We start from the raw sequence: 19,260 nt of genomic DNA on the forward strand, positions 1-19,260 counted from the left end.
TGGTATAGAGTGGAGTCTAATTGAATTCAAGCAGTGACATAGCAGTGCGTTACGCGTTAGAACAATATGATAAACATGGTTTTTTAAGAGCACCAAAATTGGTTTGGCTAGGGTGGCTGTTCTTAGCCAAAGCTTGGGTCGTGTTTGTGGTCGCGGGTGCTAGTCGTGAGAGTGGCAGTAAAATTCTTTCGATAGTTTACCCAGACCATAATATGCTTTATCTCGGGTTAGCGATGGGAATTCCGAGTATTCTACTAATGTGGATGGTGAGTCTGCGCAGCCCAGAGCGAGCATGGATAAATCACTTAGTGGCTTACGGTAGAGGGATTACACTTGTGACCGCAGCCGCTCAGCTATCTCAAACTCTGTATCATGTTTATCTAGTCCATGGCGCGTTTAGCTGGACAAATGGCGCTGTGATGTTACTGCTATTATGGTTGATTATTTACTTCGCTAAGAGTCGTAGTGTCAGAGATAGCTTTAAGAAAGTTCCGACACAGTGATCGCACTAAGCGATGATCACTATCAATATATAAAATTTAAACTAGGGGTTGTTGGCCTTTTGAGCTGATTTTTGCAGCAGTTTGTGGGTTCTTTATACAAGGCAGAGGCTTTGAGATGTAGTTGACCTACTTGATAAGCCGATAACGCAGTAGAAAGGAGCCACAAACGCTGCCCGAAGGGTTCGGCTAAAAGCGTTTTACTCTTTGTTGAGAGGTGTTTTGCTTAGAATGACTAGGCGACAAACCTCTCGCCGCGATTAAAACGCTTTTATCTTGAACAAAATTTAACCGCAAAAGGTCAACAACCCCTATATACACTGAGCAAAAAAATCGAGTGAGGAATTAAAAATGTCATACCCTCAAAGTGCAATTCTTCCTGAAGCAGGTCCTTTCGCGCAATACACCTTACTTAAGGTCAATCAAAACGAAACTAAAGTGTTGGAGCAGCTGCAAGCTCTACCGACGTTAGTTGAAGAACTCAATACGCAGCAACCTGGTGCAGAGCTAACGCTGTCTATTGCGTTTACTAAGGCATTTTGGAGCAAGCTTGATATGGCTGTGCCAGCGGAGCTTATCGACTTCCCACAACTCGGTGAAGGCGATGTCGTTGCACCTAGTTCTGATGTTGATGTGTTGATTCACTGCCACTCGAACCGTCATGACCTGCATTTTTACTTATTACGTAAATTCTTTGCGCAAGTGTCTGAAGATGTAGCTGTCATTGATGAAACATATGGCTACCGCTATTTAGATTCGCGTGACATGACGGACTTTGTTGATGGTACAGAAAACCCGAAAGACGCTCAGCGTGAAGAAGTGGCCATCATTCCACAAGGTGAATTTGCTGGTGGCAGTTATGTGATGGTGCAACGTTTCATCCACAACTTACCTTCTTGGAACCGCTTGAATGTTTCAGCGCAAGAAAAAGTGATTGGCCGTACTAAGCCAGATTCTATTGAACTTGATGATGTTCCAGCAGCCTCGCACGTAGGGCGCGTAGATATTAAAGAAGAGGGCAAAGGCCTGAAAATTGTACGCCATAGCCTGCCTTACGGTAGCGTGTCTGGTGAACATGGCCTGCTGTTCATTGCTTACTGTAATACTCTACATAACTTTAAAGCGATGCTCGAAAGCATGTATGGCGTAACGGACGGCAAGACAGACCAACTGCTTCGTTTTACTAAAGCGGTAACGGGCGCCTACTTCTTTGCTCCTTCTAGTGAAATGCTATCGGGCTTAAAGCTTAAGTAAACTGATACAACACTCGCTACTTCAAAGATTTAAAACCGAACCTTAGGGCTCGGTTTTTTGCATTTTTTCATTAAAGAAACCCTATTTTTGCCGATAAAGAGAGTGACCCGAAGAAGGATTACATCACTTTATGACCATTACTGTTAATACCAATGTATCAGCCATGACCGCGCAGCGTCACTTGACCAATGCGACAGATATGCTGAATCAATCGCTGGAGAGACTTTCTTCAGGGTATCGTATTAATAGCGCCAAAGATGATGCTGCCGGGCTGCAGATTTCCAATCGCCTTGAATCCCAGATGCGTGGCTTAGATGTCGCTATGCGCAATGCCAATGACGGTATCTCCATTATGCAGACTGCAGAAGGGGCGATGAATGAAACCACCAACTTACTGCAACGGATGCGCGATCTTTCGCTTCAATCTGCCAATGGCTCAAATAGCCATGCGGAACGAGTTGCATTACAAGAGGAAATGGCGGCTTTAAACGATGAATTGAATAGAATTGCTGAAACTACCTCTTTTGGTGGTCGAAAATTGCTCAATGGTTCGTTTGCCTCTTCTTCTTTTCAGATTGGTGCAAGTTCTGGTGAAGCGGTGCAAGTCTCGCTAAAAAACATGCGTTCCGACAGTTTAGACATGGGTGGTTTTAGCTATATTGCAGCAAGTAAAGCTGACAGTAACTGGCGAGTTGCGCAGGGTAATAACCAGTTGGTCATGCAATACACCAATGCTCAAGGTCAGCAAGAAATGATCAATATTGATGCTAAAACAGGTGATGATATTGAGGAGCTCGCGACTTATATCAATGGTCAAACGGATAAAGTATCAGCCTCTGTTAATGAAGAAGGTCAGTTACAAATCTTTATGGCTGGCGATAAAACGTCTGGGACGATTTCATTTTCTGGCAGCTTAGCGAATCAACTTAATATGAACCTTAGTGGTTATGAAGCGGTTGATAATATAGATATTTCTCAGGTTGGTGGTGCTCAAAGGGCCGTATCGGTCATTGATACAGCACTGAAATATGTTGATAGCCATAGGGCAGAGTTAGGCGCGATGCAGAATCGTTTTAATCACGCGATTAATAATCTCTCTAATGTTAATGAGAATTTGTCGGCATCGAATAGCCGTATTAAAGATACCGACTACGCCAAAGAAACCACACAGATGGTTAAACAGCAGATCTTGCAGCAAGTGAGCACCTCTATTTTGGCGCAGGCAAAGCAACAGCCTAATCTTGCCTTAACTTTATTGGGATGATTCTCAAAAAAGAGAATGTTATCGACAGTCGATTCTAAAGCTTTAGCGAAAAAATAACTTTATTTGCAATTTTTTCCCTTTAGTCACGTTTTCCCTCCGAAAAGAACTTTTTTCAAAAAAAACTCAAAAAAATACTCAAGGTTTTCTGATTCACGCCGTTAATAAAAGTAACTTTAAGAGAAAACGACTTTGGTTTTCCGAGACGTCGGAAGCCGGTTACATCGGAAAATCAAATGGAGAAATCACCATGGCAGTAAATGTAAACACTAACGTATCAGCAATGACAGCACAGCGTTACCTAAACAGCGCGACTAATGCTCAACAAACTTCAATGGAGCGTTTGTCATCTGGTTTTAAGATCAACAGTGCGAAAGACGACGCAGCGGGTCTTCAAATCTCGAACCGCTTAAACGTACAAAGCCGTGGTCTTGATGTTGCGGTACGTAACGCGAATGATGGTATCTCTATCGCGCAAACTGCTGAAGGTGCGATGAACGAAACCACTAACATTCTGCAACGTATGCGTGACCTATCACTACAATCTGCTAACGGCTCAAACTCTAAATCTGAGCGTGTTGCGATTCAAGAAGAAGTAACAGCATTAAACGATGAGCTAAACCGTATCGCTGAAACAACTTCATTTGGTGGTAACAAGCTATTAAACGGCACGTTCACAACTAAATCTATGCAGATTGGTGCCGATAACGGTGAAGCAGTAATGCTAACGCTAAATGACATGCGCTCTGACAACGTTGGAATGGGCGGTACAGCTTACCAAGCAGCGAATGGCAAAGACAAAGATTGGTCTGTTCAGGCTGGTGCTAACGACCTAGCGATCACTCTTACTGATAACGCAGGTCAGCAGCAAACAATCAACATCAATGCTAAAGAAGGCGATGATATTGAGGAGCTTGCAACTTACATCAACGGTCAAACTGACCAAGTGACAGCTTCTGTTGATGAAGAAGGCCGTCTACAAGTATTCGCTGGAACTGACAAAGTTCAAGGTGCAGTATCGTTTGGTGGTGGTCTAGCAGGTGAGCTAAGCATGGGAACTGGCACAGCAGTAACGGTTGATACTATCGACGTAACGACTGTAGGTGGCGCTCAAGAATCTGTCGCTATCGTAGACGCGGCATTGAAATATGTTGATAGCCACCGTGCAGAGCTAGGTGCTTTCCAGAACCGCTTCTCACACGCTATCAGCAACTTAGATAACATCAACGAAAACGTGAATGCATCTAACAGCCGAATCAAAGACACTGACTTTGCGAAAGAAACGACGGCACTAACTAAGTCGCAAATTCTTTCTCAAGCATCAAGTTCAGTACTTGCTCAAGCGAAACAAGCGCCAAACTCGGCATTGAGCCTACTGGGATAAACCCAATCTTGATCACAAAAATCCAGCCTCGGCTGGATTTTTTTGTTTGTGTTAACTTTTTGATCTCTAAAGCAATTCCTACGGAATACGGAAAAATCTAAAAAAGTTCGCTAATTTTTTCCTAAAGGTATTTTTTAGCTCGCCGTTAAAGGATTGAGAGAAATGAGATGTGTTGAAGCGAGGTGAGAGACGCTGATACACATCGCCCTAATGCCTAAGGAGATCAAATATGGCAATTAACGTAAACACGAACGTGTCTGCGATGACTGCTCAGCGCTACCTTAATGGTGCGACTGATGGTATGCAGAAATCGATGGAGCGTCTATCTTCGGGTTACAAAATCAACAGTGCCCGTGATGATGCTGCTGGCCTACAAATCTCAAACCGCTTGAATGCGCAAAGCCGTGGCTTAGACATGGCAGTAAAAAATGCGAATGATGGTATTTCGATCGCTCAAACCGCTGAAGGTGCGATGAACGAAACCACCAACATTTTGCAGCGTATGCGCGATCTATCATTGCAATCCTCTAACGGCTCGAACTCGCGTTCGGAACGTATTGCGATTCAAGAAGAAGTTACCGCACTGAATGACGAGCTTAACCGTATTGCAGAAACCACTTCATTTGGTGGTAACAAATTGCTTAACGGCACGTTCGGTACTCAGTCATTCCAAATTGGAGCGAGCTCAGGGGAGGCTGTTCAGCTTTCTATGGGTAGCATGCGTTCTGATACTGTAGGAATGGGTGGTAAAGCGTATATTGCTCAAGCAGGAAAAGCGTCAGATTGGACTGTTTCCGCAGGTACAACTGACCTCACACTAGACTATACTGATGTACATGGAGAGGCAAAAACGCTCACCATAAATGCAAAAGCTGGTGACGATATCGAGCAGCTTGCAACGTACATTAATGGTCAAAGTGAAGATGTGAAGGCTTCAGTGGGTGAGGAAGGTAAACTTCAACTTTTCGCAGCTTCCAATAAAGTCGCGACAGATGTCACGATTGGCGGAGGACTAGGTGGTGAAATTGGCTTTGGTGCAGGACAAGATCGTACTGTAGCTGACGTCGATGTTTCAACCGTAGCCGGTTCTCAGTTAGCGGTATCTGTTATCGATGGTGCATTGAAAACGGTAGACAGTCAGCGTGCTGAACTGGGTGCTTTCCAAAACCGTTTTGGCCATGCTATCAGTAACCTAGATAACATTAACGAGAACGTTAATGCGTCTAGAAGCCGGATCGTTGATACTGACTATGCGAAAGAAACTACGCAAATGACTAAGTCGCAGATTCTTCAGCAAGCAAGTACTTCTGTTCTAGCGCAAGCCAAGCAGTCTCCGTCGGCAGCTCTTAGCTTATTAGGTTAATCGATAGGTTCGATAGGAGCTTATTGGTGCAACAGTATGTTGTAACCTGCTAAGGTGGAAGGGAGATCGTTATGGAAATACCATCCTACACATCGAACATCCAGCCTTATGGCTCAGATAGTGGCACTAAACTTGCTTCAAAATACGATGTACAGCAAGTTTCCTCGGAAAAGGAACAAGTCTCTACTAAGGAGATGAGCGAAAAAGCGACTCAGTCTGTTGAAAAAGCGATAGAAGCCTCGCAAGAGCGTGAAAAGCTAAACAGAGCGGAGCGCGAAAGGATTGTTCAACAGATGAATGATTTCATCTCGTCGATCAATAAAGGCTTGTCATTTCGTGTAGACGAAGAATCTGGTCGAGATGTTGTAACAATATACGAAGCGGATACTGGTGATATTATTCGTCAGATACCCGATGAGGAAATGCTAGTTATCTTACGTCGCCTAAGGGAGCAAACCGCCCGATATTCATCGGGGATTGTGAACCAGACGGTGTAATCGTACTTGAGGTGAGTAAATGAGTTTTGGCCCTATAGGCATGAATTCTGGCATGGATATCAATTCCATGGTCAGCAAAATTGTAGATTCGGAGCGCGTTCCTAAGCAGCAACGAATCGACAATGAGCGGACCCAAATTGATTCTAGTATCAGTGCCTATGGTCGACTCAGAGAGTCGCTGGATACGATGAAAAACTTGATGGCGAGCTTTCGTCAGGAGAAAGCTTTCGCCGCAAGAACAGTCGAATCAACGGATGAGGCTGTAGTATCCGCGACGGCAACCACTGAAGCTATCGCTGGTCGATATGCTATCGATGTGTTGCAGCTTGCCCAAAGCCACAAAATTGCGTCAGATGTATTGCCGGAGGACGCAAAATTTGGCCCGGGTAAGCTGCAGATTTCAATGGGAGACAAAAAGTTCTCTATAGATGTTCAAGAGAACTCAAGGTTGGGTGATATCGTGCGCGGTATCAACGGCAGTAAGTCGAATCCCGGAGTTCGTGCTGCGGTTATCAATGACACGGAAGGCCCACGTTTGATTGTTGCGTCCAATGTTTCTGGGCAAGACAATGACATTTCAATGCGCGCTGAAGCGAAAGCTGGCGACCCGCTAAAACTACTCGAATACAAGACTCTTGAGCAACGAGTCAAAGACTTAGAACGCGCCCGCGCTGCCGCTCAAGAATTGCTTGCCCCTCTGACACCAGAGGAGCAAAAAATTGCCGATAAAATTGCTCAAAATAACATCGATGCGGCAAAAGCTGTCGATGATGAGATCGCTGCAACTTCAAAGCAAGCGGCAATTCAGGCTGATCCTAACGCAGCAAAAGATGCGACTGCTGACAATGAGATGTCAAAAAGCGCTACTGCGGCCGCTGCACAAGCGGGGATAGAAGCAAACAAATACATGAAACCCGAAGACCGTATTCCAGGATGGACAGAAACGGCGTCGGGGACTTTACTCAGCTCATACTGGGAACCAGAACCTCAGCTTGACGATAAAGCAAAAGAAAAAGCTCCGGATGTTCCCGGCTGGTCTAATACAGCATCGGGCACTTTGACCGATTCGTACGTCACACCAAAAGAAGCACAGGCTAAGCTTGATGCTGAGCAAGCACGAATTGAGCAGAAAGTAGCGGATGAAAAAGCACTGCTTGCTCAACGTGTCGCGGCAGGTGAGCTGACACCTGAGCAAGCCAAAGAAATGGAGCGGGCTAAACTTCCTAAAGAAGAGCGTGAGTACCTAGAGCGCATTGACCAAGCTCAAGCTGATCTCGTTGCAGCGCAACAATCATTTGATACTTACCGAGGTATGACAGAGGTACAGGCTGCACAAGATGCCAAAGTGCTACTGGATGGCGTTGCCCAGCTTTCAAGCAATAACAATATTATTGAAGATGCCATTGACGGCGTTGATTTAACCCTAAAAGGACGTACAGCAGTAGGTAAGCCCGCTTCAGAAATTGATATTGAGTATGACCGTCAAGGCGTTCGTAATGATATTGAGCAATTTGTCGCTGCTTATAACCAGTTCTATCAAACCTCTCAGGAGCTTGGTGGCGTAGACCCAAGAACAGGTGCTGCAGGCCCACTGGCCGGAGATAGTATTGTTCGTAGTGCCGACTCTCGCCTGAAGTCGGTATTCTCCTCTCGGGTAGAGCCTGCGCCGGAGGATCTAAAAACATTGACGGAGTTTGGTATTACCACTACCCGTCAAGGTACCTTAGAGATCAACTATGACATGCTAGATCGTCAGTTGAACAATAACTTTAACAAGCTTGAGGACTTTTTTGGCGGGAACCAAGGTTTTGCTAAAAAGGTTGAGGACGCGATTCAAGGTCTGACTGGCGTAACTGGCTCGATACGAAATCGAGAGAAAAGTATGACCGAGCGGACTTATCGCTTACAGGATGATCAAGCGGCATTGGATCGCCGTATGGATAATTTAGAAAAACGCACACACGCCAAATTTACGGCAATGCAGGATGCGACAAGCAAAATGCACTCTCAGCTCGCGGGTATGATGAATGCGCTTGGATAGTGAATTTCTCGGCCAATTAGCTGATTTATGTGAATTAGATCAAAAAGTTTCTGAAACTCTTACATCGGAAGAGATAAATGCTGAAGAAATTGTTCAGCTGGTCGATATAAGGGAACAGTTATTGCAAAGTTTACTGGATGTAATAGAAAAACATCCAGAATTTGCACAACTACAGCAGTGGCATGATGCGGTCAAAAGAACCCAAACTGTTGTAGAATTAATGCAGAATAAAACTTCTGAACTGGGACGGGCGTTACAAAAATATCGCCATGGCAAACGTTCCGTTCAGCAGTATCAAAAGTTTTTATAGAGAAGAGGGTTGTTATGCGTGGTTCACTACAGGCTTACAAGAAGGTATCGGTTGATAGCCAGCTCAGTGCGGCCTCCCCGCATAAAATTGTTCAAATGCTGATGGCTGGCGCTATTGAACGTTTGATTCAAGGTAAAGCGGCGATGGAGGCAGGAAACATTCCAGCCAAGGGCGAGCGTTTGGGTAAGGCTCTAGATATCATTATCAGTTTGCGAAGCTGTCTTTCTATGGATGATGGGGGCGACATCGCTCAAAACCTTGATCAGCTTTACGAATTTATGATTACTCAGATCACGGAAGCGAATCATCAAAATAACCCGCAGCCGATTGATGATGTGATTGAGATTATCCGTGAGATCAAGTCAGCATGGGATCAGATTCCTACTGAGTATCACAATCTAACAGCAGCGGATGTTGGTTTATAAACTGAACTAAGTTTTTAGGAAATTTCATACATAAATAAGTATGCATTGAAATATTATGCCTATTGAGCTTTTGGGCTAACATCACATCAAGTAATTGCTTGGTTGCCTTATTTTTTTTATCAAATAGAATAGAAGCCACTAACTAGCCTAGTGGCTTTTTTTTGTTGCTGAAATTTCTAAATTGTCTAACGCGTTTTCTGAACTATAGTTACAAGTGACGTTTAGATTTTTAACCCAGCCACAACGTTTCAAAATAAAGGCAAACATTCTCACCTATGCAAGGTTTAGCAAAACTACTTGTGATTGAAGATGATGCGCAAGCACGAATCAATCTCAGTAATATTTTAGAATTTGTTGGAGAACAGTGTGAGGCGATCACTTCTGATCAGCTTGATGACCTAGATTGGTCTCGAGTGTGGGCCGGTTGTATTCTTGGTTCTCTGAATAATAATAAATTACCTTCCAAGCTGAGCGATAAATTATCCCAGGCTAATCATATTCCTTTACTTATTGCCGGAAAGCATTCTTATCCAGTTGAAGAGCTAACAAACTATGTTGGTGAGCTGGAGTACCCATTAAATTACCCGCAATTAAGTGAAGCGCTGCGCCACTGTAAAGACTTCTTAGGCCGTAAAGGTGTAAATGTTCTTTCCTCTTCTCGTAAAAACACATTGTTCCGTAGCCTTGTTGGCCAAAGCCACGGCATTAAAGAAGTCCGCCATCTTATCGAGCAGGTTTCTGGAACAGAAGCAAATGTGTTAATTCTAGGCGAGTCTGGTACAGGTAAAGAAGTCGTCGCTCGTAATATTCACTATCATTCAGCTCGTCGTAATGGCCCATTTGTGCCAATTAACTGTGGTGCAATACCACCTGACCTCCTTGAAAGTGAGTTGTTTGGTCATGAAAAAGGGGCGTTTACTGGAGCGATTACCTCGCGTAAAGGCCGCTTTGAACTTGCTGAAGGCGGTACACTGTTCCTAGATGAAATTGGCGATATGCCGATGCCTATGCAGGTTAAATTGCTTCGAGTACTGCAAGAACGTTGCTTTGAACGTGTCGGTGGCAACACCACCATCCGAGTCAATGTTCGTGTTATTGCAGCAACGCACCGCAATCTGGAAACCATGATCAATGACGAGTCTTTCCGCGAAGATCTTTATTATCGTCTCAACGTGTTCCCTATTGAGATGCCTGCACTACGCGATCGCAAAGATGATATCCCATTGCTGCTACAAGAGTTAATGACTCGCATGGAATCAGAAGGTGCTCAGCCTATCTGTTTTACCCCGCGCTCAATTAACTCACTGATGGAGCATGAATGGCCTGGTAACGTTCGCGAACTTGCTAACCTTGTAGAGCGAATGATCATCCTGTACCCGAACAGCTTAGTCGATGTGAATCATCTACCGACCAAGTATCGTTACAGCGATATTCCCGAGTTTCAGCCCGAGTACAACAATCTTGAATCTGTTGAAGAGCAAGAGCGTGATGCGCTGCAAGATATCTTCTCTGAAGATTTCAGCCTAGAGTCGAGTGACATATTCCAAGAGCATGAAAATGCGCCGCAAAGTCTTCCTCCAGAAGGGGTTAACCTCAAAGAGATGCTGGCGGACCTTGAAGTCAATATGATCAATCAAGCACTTGAGGCACAAGGTGGTATTGTTGCGCGAGCAGCCGACATGTTAGGCATGCGTCGAACGACTCTAGTTGAGAAGATGCGTAAGTACAATCTGCAGCGATAATTTGATGTAAAACTTGACTGTCAATTTACTGACCTTATAGTAAGTGATTGAAAAATAAAACAAATAGCTTGGCGTGCCTTTTGCATGTCAGGCTATTGTAGTTTTTAAGGCAGAAATACGTCATGCAGTTAACCCCGTCGGTCGATAATCCGATGCCATTAGGCACACTAGAACAACAAGTAGAACGCTATCAGCAGGTACTCGATGTCATGCCTGCCGGTGTTATATTGCTCGATACTCAGGGTGTGGTGCAGGAAGCCAACCCAGAAGCTTTACGTTTGTTGGAAGTCCCGCTCGTGGGTGAAAAATGGTTTGAAGTGATTCAACAAGCATTTGCACCGCGAGAGGATGATGGTCACGAGATATCGCTTCGTAATGGCCGCAAAGTCCGTTTGGCGATTTCAGCCTCTAAAACAGGACAGTTGATTCTTATCACTGACTTGACCGAGACACGTCTTTTGCAGTCTAGAATCAGTGATTTACAACGCCTGTCTTCTCTCGGTCGCATGGTGGCTTCACTGGCTCACCAAGTTCGAACGCCACTTTCGAGCGCCATGCTTTACGCCTCCAACTTAGGCGCGCCCAATTTACCGCCAGCAACGAAAGACAGATTTCAAACCAAGCTGATGGATCGCCTCCATGACTTAGAAAAGCAAGTCAATGACATGTTGCTGTTTGCCAAAGGCGGCGACAATAAGGTGGTTAAGCCATTCACCGTGGCAGATTTGGTTGCCGAGTTCTCACCTATGGTTGAAACCGCTCTGAAAAACAATCAAATCGATTACTGCTTGGAAGTCGAGCAAGAACAAACTCAGTTACTGGGCAATGCCAACGCCATTGCTTCCGCATTAAGTAATTTGGTCATGAATGCGATTCAAATTGCCGGTAAACAGTCCCAAGTCGATGTGTTTTTTAGACCGGTTAACGGTGAACTGAAAATCTCCGTACAAGATAGCGGCCCGGGCGTTCCCGCTGAATTACAAAATAAAATTATGGAACCTTTTTTTACCACTCGCTCGCAAGGAACTGGACTCGGTCTTGCGGTAGTGCAGATGGTGTGTCGTGCGCACGATGGAAGGTTAGAACTCATTTCAGAGCAAGGTGACGGCGCATGCTTTACGGTGTGCATTCCACTTGAGCGTCACCCTCACCCTGATCAACAAGCTATGACTGGAGAAGAATAATGGCTCAAAGCAAAGTACTGATCGTAGAAGATGATGAAGGTCTACGCGAAGCCTTAGTCGACACTTTGGCTCTGGCTGGCTATGAATGGCTTGAGGCGGATAGCGCCGAAGATGCCTTAGTGAAGCTTAAGTCAAACAGCGTAGATATTGTTGTGTCAGACGTACAAATGGCCGGAATGGGCGGCTTGGCGTTACTGAGAAACATCAAGCAGCATTGGCCAAACCTGCCAGTACTGCTCATGACGGCTTATGCCAACATTGAAGATGCGGTTTCAGCGATGAAAGATGGTGCCATTGACTATATGGCAAAGCCTTTCGCACCGGAAGTGCTGCTCAATATGGTTAGCCGTTATGCGCCTGTTAAATCGGATGACAATGGCGATGCTGTTGTAGCTGACGAGAAAAGCATTAAATTACTGGCTCTCGCCGATAAAGTGGCGAAAACCGATGCCAGTGTCATGGTTTTAGGTCCTAGCGGCTCGGGTAAAGAAGTCATGTCGCGCTACATCCATAACGCCTCAAATCGTAAAGATGGCCCGTTTGTCGCGATCAACTGTGCGGCGATCCCGGACAACATGCTAGAAGCGACCTTGTTCGGTTATGAAAAAGGGGCATTTACTGGTGCGGTACAAGCGTGTCCAGGTAAATTCGAACAGGCGCAAGGCGGGACTATCTTGTTGGATGAGATCAGTGAGATGGATCTGAGCCTGCAAGCTAAGCTATTGCGTGTGCTCCAAGAGCGCGAAGTCGAACGCTTAGGCAGCCGTAAGAGCATCAAGCTTGATGTCCGTGTTTTGGCGACCAGTAACCGTGACTTGAAGCTGTATGTTCAAGAGGGCAACTTCCGTGAAGACTTGTACTACCGCTTAAATGTTTTCCCAATCGCGTGGCCTGCTCTTTGTGAGCGCAAAGGTGACATCGAACCACTGGCTCAGCACTTAGTTGAACGCCACTGTCAAAAACTGGGTATGCCGGTGCCGAACGTGACAGCAAATGCTATCAACAAACTTCTGTCTTACACATGGCCGGGTAATGTTCGTGAATTGGATAACGTTGTCCAACGCGCGCTTATCTTGAGTGAAAGCGGTCAGATTGATTCGGAGCACATCCTACTTGAAGGGCTAGATTGGCAAGACGCATCTAGCTTACAAGTAGCGGTAGAGACAGGTGACTGTATTGTTCCTAACGTTAAGCCTGTAGCTGAACAAGGCAGCAACCTCACTGCGGGTAGTGGGTTAGGTGGTGAACTGCGCGATCAAGAGTACGCCATTATTCTCGACACACTGGAAGAGTGTAACGGTCGACGCAAAGAAATGGCTGAGAAGCTAGGCATTAGCCCGCGTACTCTGCGCTATAAATTAGCAAAAATGCGTGACGCTGGGATTGAAATTCCAAACTAAGGTGTTATTTTTCTTCTGGTACTGACGTGGCACGATGATTGCAGCGTCAGTACTCCAACACTAATTTAAGTCAAAGAGTTGACTACTGAGGTTTTGATGAGAGTTGACGGTTTTCAAAGCGAAATGCAAGCAATGATGTTTGAAGCAACGGGTACTAAACCTGCTGCGACAGGGCATACAGTCGGTGCTGATTTTGGCCAATTGCTTAATAATGCGATCAACAACGTTAATAGCCTCTCAAAGACGTCTAGCGACCTTCAAATGCGATTTGACCGTGGTGACGCTGACGTTTCACTCTCTGACGTAATGATCGCTAGAAACAAATCTAGTGTCGCTTTCGAAGCCACAATTCAAGTACGCAACAAGCTTGTTGAGTCGTACAAAGAATTGATGAACATGCCGGTTTAAAGTTAGGTAACGACTGTGTCAGAGCAAAATTCATCAACCGATCTAACCGTAACTGAAGGTGCTGGCGAAAGCGCAATGGTGGCTACGTCGGATCTCGATTCACACGTACAAAACCCAGATTTGGACGAAAAATCCAGCTCCAAGTTTGATATGGCGGTGGGTGACCTCGATTTGCTTCGTCAAGTCGTTCTGGTTCTTTCGATCTCCATCTGTGTAGCTCTGATTGTTATGTTGTTCTTCTGGGTTAAAGAGCCAGAGATGCGTCCTTTGGGCATCTACGAAACAGAAGAATTGATTCCTGTCTTAGATTACCTCGACCAGCAAAAGCTCGATTATAAACTTGAAGGTAACACCATCTTGGTACCTGCAAGTAAGTTCAACTCGCTTAAGCTTGATATGGTTCGCGCTGGCCTTAACCAAGAGAAACATGCCGGTGACGACATCCTGCTACAAGACATGGGCTTTGGCGTATCTCAGCGTCTAGAGCAAGAGCGTCTCAAGCTAAGCCGTGAGCGCCAACTGTCAAAAGCCATTGAAGAGATGAAGCAAGTACGTAAAGCACGTGTCTTGCTCGCTTTACCAAAACAGAGTGTCTTCGTCCGTCACAACCAAGAAGCGTCAGCATCTGTCTTTTTAACGCTCAATATGGGGGCTAACCTCAAGCAAGAAGAAGTGGATTCAGTCGTTGATATGGTGGCAAGTGCGGTTCCTGGCATGAAGCCTAACCGTATTACCGTCACTGACCAACATGGTCGTCTACTAAGCTCTGGCTCACAAGATCCAGCCTCGGCAGCGCGTCGTAAAGAACATGAATTAGAGCGTAAGCAAGAACAAGCACTACGTGACAAAATTGATTCTGTACTTATCCCTATCTTAGGTTTTGGTAACTATACCGCTCAAGTGGATATTGAACTCGACTTCAGCGCAGTAGAACAAACCAGTAAGCGCTTTGACCCGAACACACCGTCAACACGAAGCGAATACACATTAGAAGACTATAACAATGGTAACGTTGTCGCAGGTGTGCCAGGTGCGTTGAGCAACCAGCCTCCCGCAGATGCTTCTATTCCACAAGATGTGGCGCAAATGAAAGACGGTACAACTTTAGGTCAAGGTTCTGTGCATAAAGAAGCTACGCGTAACTTTGAACTCGATACCACCATCAGTCACGAACGTCGTCAAACGGGTGTGGTAAATCGTCAAACTGTTGCTGTTGCGGTAAAAAACCGTGCGATCGTCAACCCAGATACGGGTGAGACCAGCTACCAACCAATTTCTGATGCTGAACTAAACTCTATTAAGCAGCTACTGATTGGTACCGTAGGATTTAGCGAAGCACGTGGCGATCTGCTTAACGTGTTAAGTATGCAGTTTGCAGAACCTGAAGTTGAAGTCATGGCCGATGTACCAATTTGGGAACACCCTAACTTCAATGACTGGATACGTTGGTTCGCAAGTGCGTTGGTAATCATTGTTGTGGTCTTGGTTTTAGTGCGCCCAGCATTGAAAAAACTCCTCAACCCTGCGTCTGATGATGATGAAGATCAGCTTTACGGACCAGATGGCTTACCAATTGGTGCTGATGGTGAAACCAGCTTGATTGGTGGTGACCTAGACGGTGGCGAGTTGTTTGAGTTTGGCTCAAGTATTGACTTGCCTAACCTACACAAAGATGAAGATGTGCTGAAAGCAGTGCGTGCATTGGTTGCTAATGAACCTGAGCTAGCAGCACAAGTAGTGAAGAATTGGATGCAGGATGCCTAACGAAATAGTTCCACAGGAAGAGGGCGGTGAGGTAGTAGAAAACACCGTGGATATATCAACCATCCCGGGCGAAGAGCGCGCGGCGATTCTTTTACTCAGTCTCAATGAGGAAGACGCTGCGGGTATCATCCGTCATTTAGAACCTAAACAAGTTCAACGAGTGGGTAGCGCAATGGCACGTGCTGCTGACTTAAGTCAAGAAAAGGTCGGTGCTGTTCACCGTGCCTTCTTAGAAGACATTCAGAAATACACCAACATTGGTATGGGCAGCGAAGACTTTATGCGTAATGCACTTGTCGCTGCTCTGGGTGAAGATAAAGCCAACAACCTAGTAGACCAAATTCTATTGGGTACCGGATCGAAAGGTCTAGACTCGCTGAAATGGATGGACCCACGTCAGGTGGCGAGCATCATCATCAACGAGCACCCACAGATTCAAACCATTGTACTCTCTTATCTAGAACCTGATCAGTCCGCAGAGATCCTTAACCAGTTCGCTGAGCGAGATCGCTTAGACTTGATGATGCGTATTGCTAACCTCGAAGAAGTCCAACCTTCGGCGCTGGCTGAGTTGAATGAAATCATGGAGAAACAGTTCGCAGGTCAAGCAGGTGCGCAAGCAGCCAAGATTGGCGGCCTGAAGGCTGCAGCCGAGATCATGAACTACATGGACAACAATGTCGAAGGTATCTTGATGGAGCAAATTCGCGATCAAGACGAAGACATGGCGACGCAGATTCAAGATCTTATGTTCGTATTCGAGAACCTTATCGAAGTGGACGACCAAGGTATTCAGAAATTGCTGCGTGACGTGCCGCAAGATGCACTACAGCGTGCATTGAAAGGTGCCGATGATTCACTACGTGAGAAGATCTTCAAGAACATGTCTAAGCGTGCCGCTGAGATGATGCGTGATGACCTAGAGGCTATGCCTCCAATCAAGGTCTCTGACGTAGAAGCAGCACAGAAAGAAGTACTGGCAATTGCACGACGCATGGCTGACTCCGGCGAAATTATGCTGGGCGGTGGTGCAGACGAGTTCCTATAAATTAACTAAGCAAGGTATCTATGTCTTTGGAGAGGAAACGCGGTTTTTTACGCCTAGATAACGATGAGCAGGTCGAAAAGCCTGAGCGATGGGGTATGCCTGATTACACCTCGCAGACTCATAAGCAGGCTAAAGAAACGGCGATGAACTACGATCCGAGTTGGATGCCTATCGCTGAACCTGTTGCAGAAGAAGCGCCGAAAGAGCTCACCGAAGAAGAGATCGAACTGATTAAGCAGCAGGCTTATCAGGAAGGACTTCATCAAGGGCAAGAGGCAGGCTTTAAGCAAGGGTACGAAAAAGGCAAAGAGCAGGGGACGCAAGAAGGCCATCAAGAAGGTCTTGAAGCGGGTAAGATAGAAGGCGTTGCGGCAGGACAAGAGTTTATTCAACAACAGGTTCAAACGTTTGTGAACCTTGCAAACCAATTTGCTCAACCGCTTGAATTAATGAATGCTCAAGTGGAGAAACAGCTTGTCGACATGGTACTGACTTTAGCGAAAGAAGTGGTCCATGTTGAGGTACAAACCAATCCTCAAGTAATCCTTGATACCATCAAACAATCGGTAGAATCGCTACCAATCTCAGGCCACGCGATTACTCTAAAATTACACCCTGACGATGTTGAAATCATTCGCTCTTCATACGGTTCTGAAGAACTTGAGTTCCGCAATTGGACACTGATGGCAGAGCCTGCGTTAAATCGTGGTGATGTTCAGATCGAGGCGGGTGAGTCGAGTGTTAACTATCGTATGGAAGATCGTATCCGTAGCGTTATTCAAAGCTTTTGTGGAGTGAATCGCCACCAAGGTGGTGAGTAGTGCTAGCCCTCGCCGATCGCCTTTCGCAATACAAAACTCAAGGTCTTACATGTAGACCTGTCGCAGCGGGCAAGTTAGTACGAGTGGTCGGGCTAACTCTCGAAGCTACAGGATGCCGAGCGCCAATCGGCAGTTTATGTAAAGTCGAAACCATGCATGGGGAAATGGAAGCAGAAGTTGTCGGCTTTTCTGGCGAAAGCTTATACCTAATGCCTAGTGAGCAAATTACTGGCGTGCTTCCCGGCGCAAAAGTCACCCCACTAACCAGTGAGTCCGGCTTACCAGTTGGGATGGAACTGCTTGGACGAGTCATTGATGGTGTGGGTAACCCACTCGATGGTTTGGGGCCAATCTATACCGAAAAACGAGCCTCTTTTAACGCAGAACCTATTAACCCGCTTGCCCGTAAACCAATTTCTGAACCTCTCGATGTCGGCATTAAAGCCATTAATGGTCTGTTAACCGTGGGCAAAGGTCAGCGTATCGGTCTATTTGCCGGTTCTGGTGTGGGTAAATCGGTCACCTTAGGCATGATGACCCGAGGAACGACAGCGCAGGTTGTTGTCGTAGGTTTGATCGGTGAACGTGGCCGTGAGGTGAAAGAATTTATCGAAGAGATTTTGGGTGTTGATGGCCGCCAGCGATCTGTGGTTGTTGCCGCGCCCGCTGACTCTTCGCCACTAATGCGATTAAAAGGATGCCAAACCGCACTGACCATCGCTGAATATTTCCGCGATCAAGGGCTAGATGTCTTACTCTTGATGGACTCTCTGACTCGTTTTGCTCAAGCTCAGCGTGAGATTGCCCTTTCTGTGGGTGAACCTCCGGCGACTAAAGGTTATCCACCTTCCGTATTTGCTAAGCTACCCGCACTGGTTGAGCGTGCTGGTAACGGGAGCCCAGAGCAAGGCTCTATCACCGCTTTCTTTACCGTACTTACCGAAGGTGATGACTTACAGGACCCGATTGCCGATGCGTCACGCGCTATTCTTGATGGTCACGTGGTTCTGTCTCGTGAAATGGCAGATGCAGGTCATTATCCAGCGATTGATGTTGAGAAGTCTGTCAGTCGTGTTATGCCTCAGATTACCTCTGAAGAGCATGTGTTGATGTCAAAAGCGGTACGACAGGTTCTCTCTGTGTGCCGCAAAAACCAAGATCTTGTCTCTATCGGGGCTTATAAACCGGGTACTGATCCTGCAATAGATGGCGCGTTTACACTTAAACCTAAGTTGGACGGATACTTGCAGCAGACAATGAAAGAGACGGTGCCTTACGACATGTGTCTCAATATGCTGCGTGGGCTGTTACAAGGCGAGTAATAAACGATGGATAACGCACTAGAGTTTCTTTTAGAACAGGCTAAAGAGCGAGAAAACCAAGCGGTTTTAGCGCTAGGCCAAGCTCGTACTGAACTCGAAGGGTATTATCAGCAGCTTGAGCAAATTGAAAAATACCGTCTTGATTACTGCCAGCAGCTTGTCGACCGTGGTCAACAAGGCCTGACTGCTAGCCAATATTCCCACCTTAATCGCTTTTTAACCACGCTCGATGAAACTTTGGCTAAGCAGAAACAAGCCGAATCTCACTTTAAAGGTCAGGTAGAAGGGTGCGAGCAGAATTGGTTAGAGAGTCGTAAACAAAGACGCTCCTATGAGTGGATGATAGAGAAGAAACAAGCGGAAAAAGAGCGTCAGCAAAACATTCGAGAACAAAAACAGATGGATGAATTTGCGACCCTTCAGTTTTCTCGTCGAAGTTTGAATTAGCCTCACAAGCTTCAAATGAACGTCAATGTCTTGCACTTAGTGGCGTGCTTCTTGCAGTAAACCTAAAAATGTATGCAATCCTATTGGCA

18 protein-coding genes are annotated in these 19,260 nt (G+C 45.9%); all 18 read left to right on the forward strand.

What is annotated here, in order from left to right; genetic code table 11:
* Positions 1–44 precede the first annotated feature (44 nt).
* Complete coding sequence (locus IX91_RS04270) at positions 45–503, forward strand: DUF2919 domain-containing protein (RefSeq protein WP_004744446.1); 459 nt, start codon at positions 45–47, stop codon at positions 501–503.
* A 348-nt stretch (positions 504–851) separates the two neighbouring features.
* On the forward strand, positions 852–1,754 hold the full coding sequence (locus IX91_RS04275; RefSeq protein ID WP_004744447.1) for a Dyp-type peroxidase: 903 nt from the start codon (positions 852–854) through the stop codon (positions 1,752–1,754).
* A 130-nt stretch (positions 1,755–1,884) separates the two neighbouring features.
* Positions 1,885–3,018 carry a flagellin gene (locus IX91_RS04280; protein ID WP_004744448.1) on the forward strand — a complete coding sequence of 378 codons (1,134 nt, stop codon included), beginning with the start codon at positions 1,885–1,887 and terminating at the stop codon, positions 3,016–3,018.
* Between the two features lie 247 nt (positions 3,019–3,265).
* Complete coding sequence (locus IX91_RS04285; RefSeq protein ID WP_004744449.1) at positions 3,266–4,399, forward strand: flagellin; 1,134 nt, start codon at positions 3,266–3,268, stop codon at positions 4,397–4,399.
* Positions 4,400–4,628: 229 nt separating this feature from the next.
* Positions 4,629–5,762 carry a flagellin gene (locus tag IX91_RS04290; protein ID WP_004744450.1) on the forward strand — a complete coding sequence of 378 codons (1,134 nt, stop codon included), beginning with the start codon at positions 4,629–4,631 and terminating at the stop codon, positions 5,760–5,762.
* A gap of 71 nt (positions 5,763–5,833) precedes the next feature.
* On the forward strand, positions 5,834–6,259 hold the full coding sequence (flaG, locus tag IX91_RS04295) for a flagellar protein FlaG (protein WP_004744451.1): 426 nt from the start codon (positions 5,834–5,836) through the stop codon (positions 6,257–6,259).
* Positions 6,260–6,278: 19 nt separating this feature from the next.
* Positions 6,279–8,300, forward strand: a complete 2,022-nt coding sequence (gene fliD / locus IX91_RS04300) for a flagellar filament capping protein FliD (protein ID WP_004744452.1) — start codon at positions 6,279–6,281, stop codon at positions 8,298–8,300.
* Positions 8,287–8,610 (forward strand): flagellar protein FliT, encoded by a 324-nt coding sequence (locus IX91_RS04305; RefSeq protein WP_004744453.1) that lies wholly within the window; start codon positions 8,287–8,289, stop codon positions 8,608–8,610. Before fliD ends, IX91_RS04305 begins: the two co-directional genes overlap by 14 nt.
* A gap of 14 nt (positions 8,611–8,624) precedes the next feature.
* Entirely contained in the window at positions 8,625–9,035 is a 411-nt protein-coding gene (fliS, locus tag IX91_RS04310; protein ID WP_004744454.1) for a flagellar export chaperone FliS, read from the forward strand.
* A gap of 275 nt (positions 9,036–9,310) precedes the next feature.
* Positions 9,311–10,777 (forward strand): sigma-54 dependent transcriptional regulator, encoded by a 1,467-nt coding sequence (locus tag IX91_RS04315; protein ID WP_004744455.1) that lies wholly within the window; start codon positions 9,311–9,313, stop codon positions 10,775–10,777.
* A 122-nt stretch (positions 10,778–10,899) separates the two neighbouring features.
* Entirely contained in the window at positions 10,900–11,961 is a 1,062-nt protein-coding gene (locus IX91_RS04320; RefSeq protein WP_004744456.1) for a sensor histidine kinase, read from the forward strand.
* Positions 11,961–13,361, forward strand: coding sequence for a sigma-54-dependent transcriptional regulator (locus IX91_RS04325; protein WP_004744457.1), 1,401 nt, complete (start codon positions 11,961–11,963; stop codon positions 13,359–13,361). Before IX91_RS04320 ends, IX91_RS04325 begins: the two co-directional genes overlap by 1 nt.
* A 96-nt stretch (positions 13,362–13,457) precedes the next feature.
* The gene (gene fliE, locus IX91_RS04330; protein WP_004744458.1) at positions 13,458–13,769 is read left to right on the forward strand and encodes a flagellar hook-basal body complex protein FliE; all 312 of its coding nucleotides are present in this window, start codon (positions 13,458–13,460) and stop codon (positions 13,767–13,769) included.
* Between the two features lie 15 nt (positions 13,770–13,784).
* A complete protein-coding gene (gene fliF / locus IX91_RS04335; protein WP_004744459.1) occupies positions 13,785–15,533 on the forward strand; it encodes a flagellar basal-body MS-ring/collar protein FliF in 1,749 nt (582 codons plus the stop codon).
* Positions 15,526–16,581 carry a flagellar motor switch protein FliG gene (gene fliG / locus IX91_RS04340; protein WP_004744460.1) on the forward strand — a complete coding sequence of 352 codons (1,056 nt, stop codon included), beginning with the start codon at positions 15,526–15,528 and terminating at the stop codon, positions 16,579–16,581. Before fliF ends, fliG begins: the two co-directional genes overlap by 8 nt.
* A gap of 20 nt (positions 16,582–16,601) precedes the next feature.
* Positions 16,602–17,402 (forward strand): flagellar assembly protein FliH, encoded by an 801-nt coding sequence (gene fliH, locus IX91_RS04345; protein WP_004744461.1) that lies wholly within the window; start codon positions 16,602–16,604, stop codon positions 17,400–17,402.
* Positions 17,402–18,724: a flagellar protein export ATPase FliI gene (gene fliI, locus IX91_RS04350; RefSeq protein WP_004744462.1), complete on the forward strand. Its 1,323-nt coding sequence runs from the start codon at positions 17,402–17,404 to the stop codon at positions 18,722–18,724. Before fliH ends, fliI begins: the two co-directional genes overlap by 1 nt.
* A 6-nt stretch (positions 18,725–18,730) precedes the next feature.
* Positions 18,731–19,171, forward strand: a complete 441-nt coding sequence (fliJ, locus tag IX91_RS04355; protein ID WP_004744463.1) for a flagellar export protein FliJ — start codon at positions 18,731–18,733, stop codon at positions 19,169–19,171.
* The last annotated feature ends 89 nt before the right edge of the window (positions 19,172–19,260 follow it).

The sequence above is a fragment of the Vibrio tubiashii ATCC 19109 genome (assembly GCF_000772105.1).
In the GTDB taxonomy this organism is placed as follows: Bacteria; Pseudomonadota; Gammaproteobacteria; order Enterobacterales; family Vibrionaceae; genus Vibrio; species Vibrio tubiashii.

Coding starts and splice junctions, on each gene's coding strand:
- fliE (WP_004744458.1), top strand. CDS start 13,458: ATGAGAGTTGACGGTTTTCAAAGCGAAATGCAAGCAATGATGTTTGAA.
- IX91_RS04325 (WP_004744457.1), top strand. CDS start 11,961: ATGGCTCAAAGCAAAGTACTGATCGTAGAAGATGATGAAGGTCTACGC.
- fliH (WP_004744461.1), top strand. CDS start 16,602: ATGTCTTTGGAGAGGAAACGCGGTTTTTTACGCCTAGATAACGATGAG.
- flaG (WP_004744451.1), top strand. CDS start 5,834: ATGGAAATACCATCCTACACATCGAACATCCAGCCTTATGGCTCAGAT.
- fliD (WP_004744452.1), top strand. CDS start 6,279: ATGAGTTTTGGCCCTATAGGCATGAATTCTGGCATGGATATCAATTCC.
- IX91_RS04275 (WP_004744447.1), top strand. CDS start 852: ATGTCATACCCTCAAAGTGCAATTCTTCCTGAAGCAGGTCCTTTCGCG.
- IX91_RS04320 (WP_004744456.1), top strand. CDS start 10,900: ATGCAGTTAACCCCGTCGGTCGATAATCCGATGCCATTAGGCACACTA.
- IX91_RS04280 (WP_004744448.1), top strand. CDS start 1,885: ATGACCATTACTGTTAATACCAATGTATCAGCCATGACCGCGCAGCGT.
- fliS (WP_004744454.1), top strand. CDS start 8,625: ATGCGTGGTTCACTACAGGCTTACAAGAAGGTATCGGTTGATAGCCAG.
- IX91_RS04315 (WP_004744455.1), top strand. CDS start 9,311: ATGCAAGGTTTAGCAAAACTACTTGTGATTGAAGATGATGCGCAAGCA.
- IX91_RS04285 (WP_004744449.1), top strand. CDS start 3,266: ATGGCAGTAAATGTAAACACTAACGTATCAGCAATGACAGCACAGCGT.
- IX91_RS04290 (WP_004744450.1), top strand. CDS start 4,629: ATGGCAATTAACGTAAACACGAACGTGTCTGCGATGACTGCTCAGCGC.
- fliJ (WP_004744463.1), top strand. CDS start 18,731: ATGGATAACGCACTAGAGTTTCTTTTAGAACAGGCTAAAGAGCGAGAA.
- fliG (WP_004744460.1), top strand. CDS start 15,526: ATGCCTAACGAAATAGTTCCACAGGAAGAGGGCGGTGAGGTAGTAGAA.
- IX91_RS04305 (WP_004744453.1), top strand. CDS start 8,287: ATGCGCTTGGATAGTGAATTTCTCGGCCAATTAGCTGATTTATGTGAA.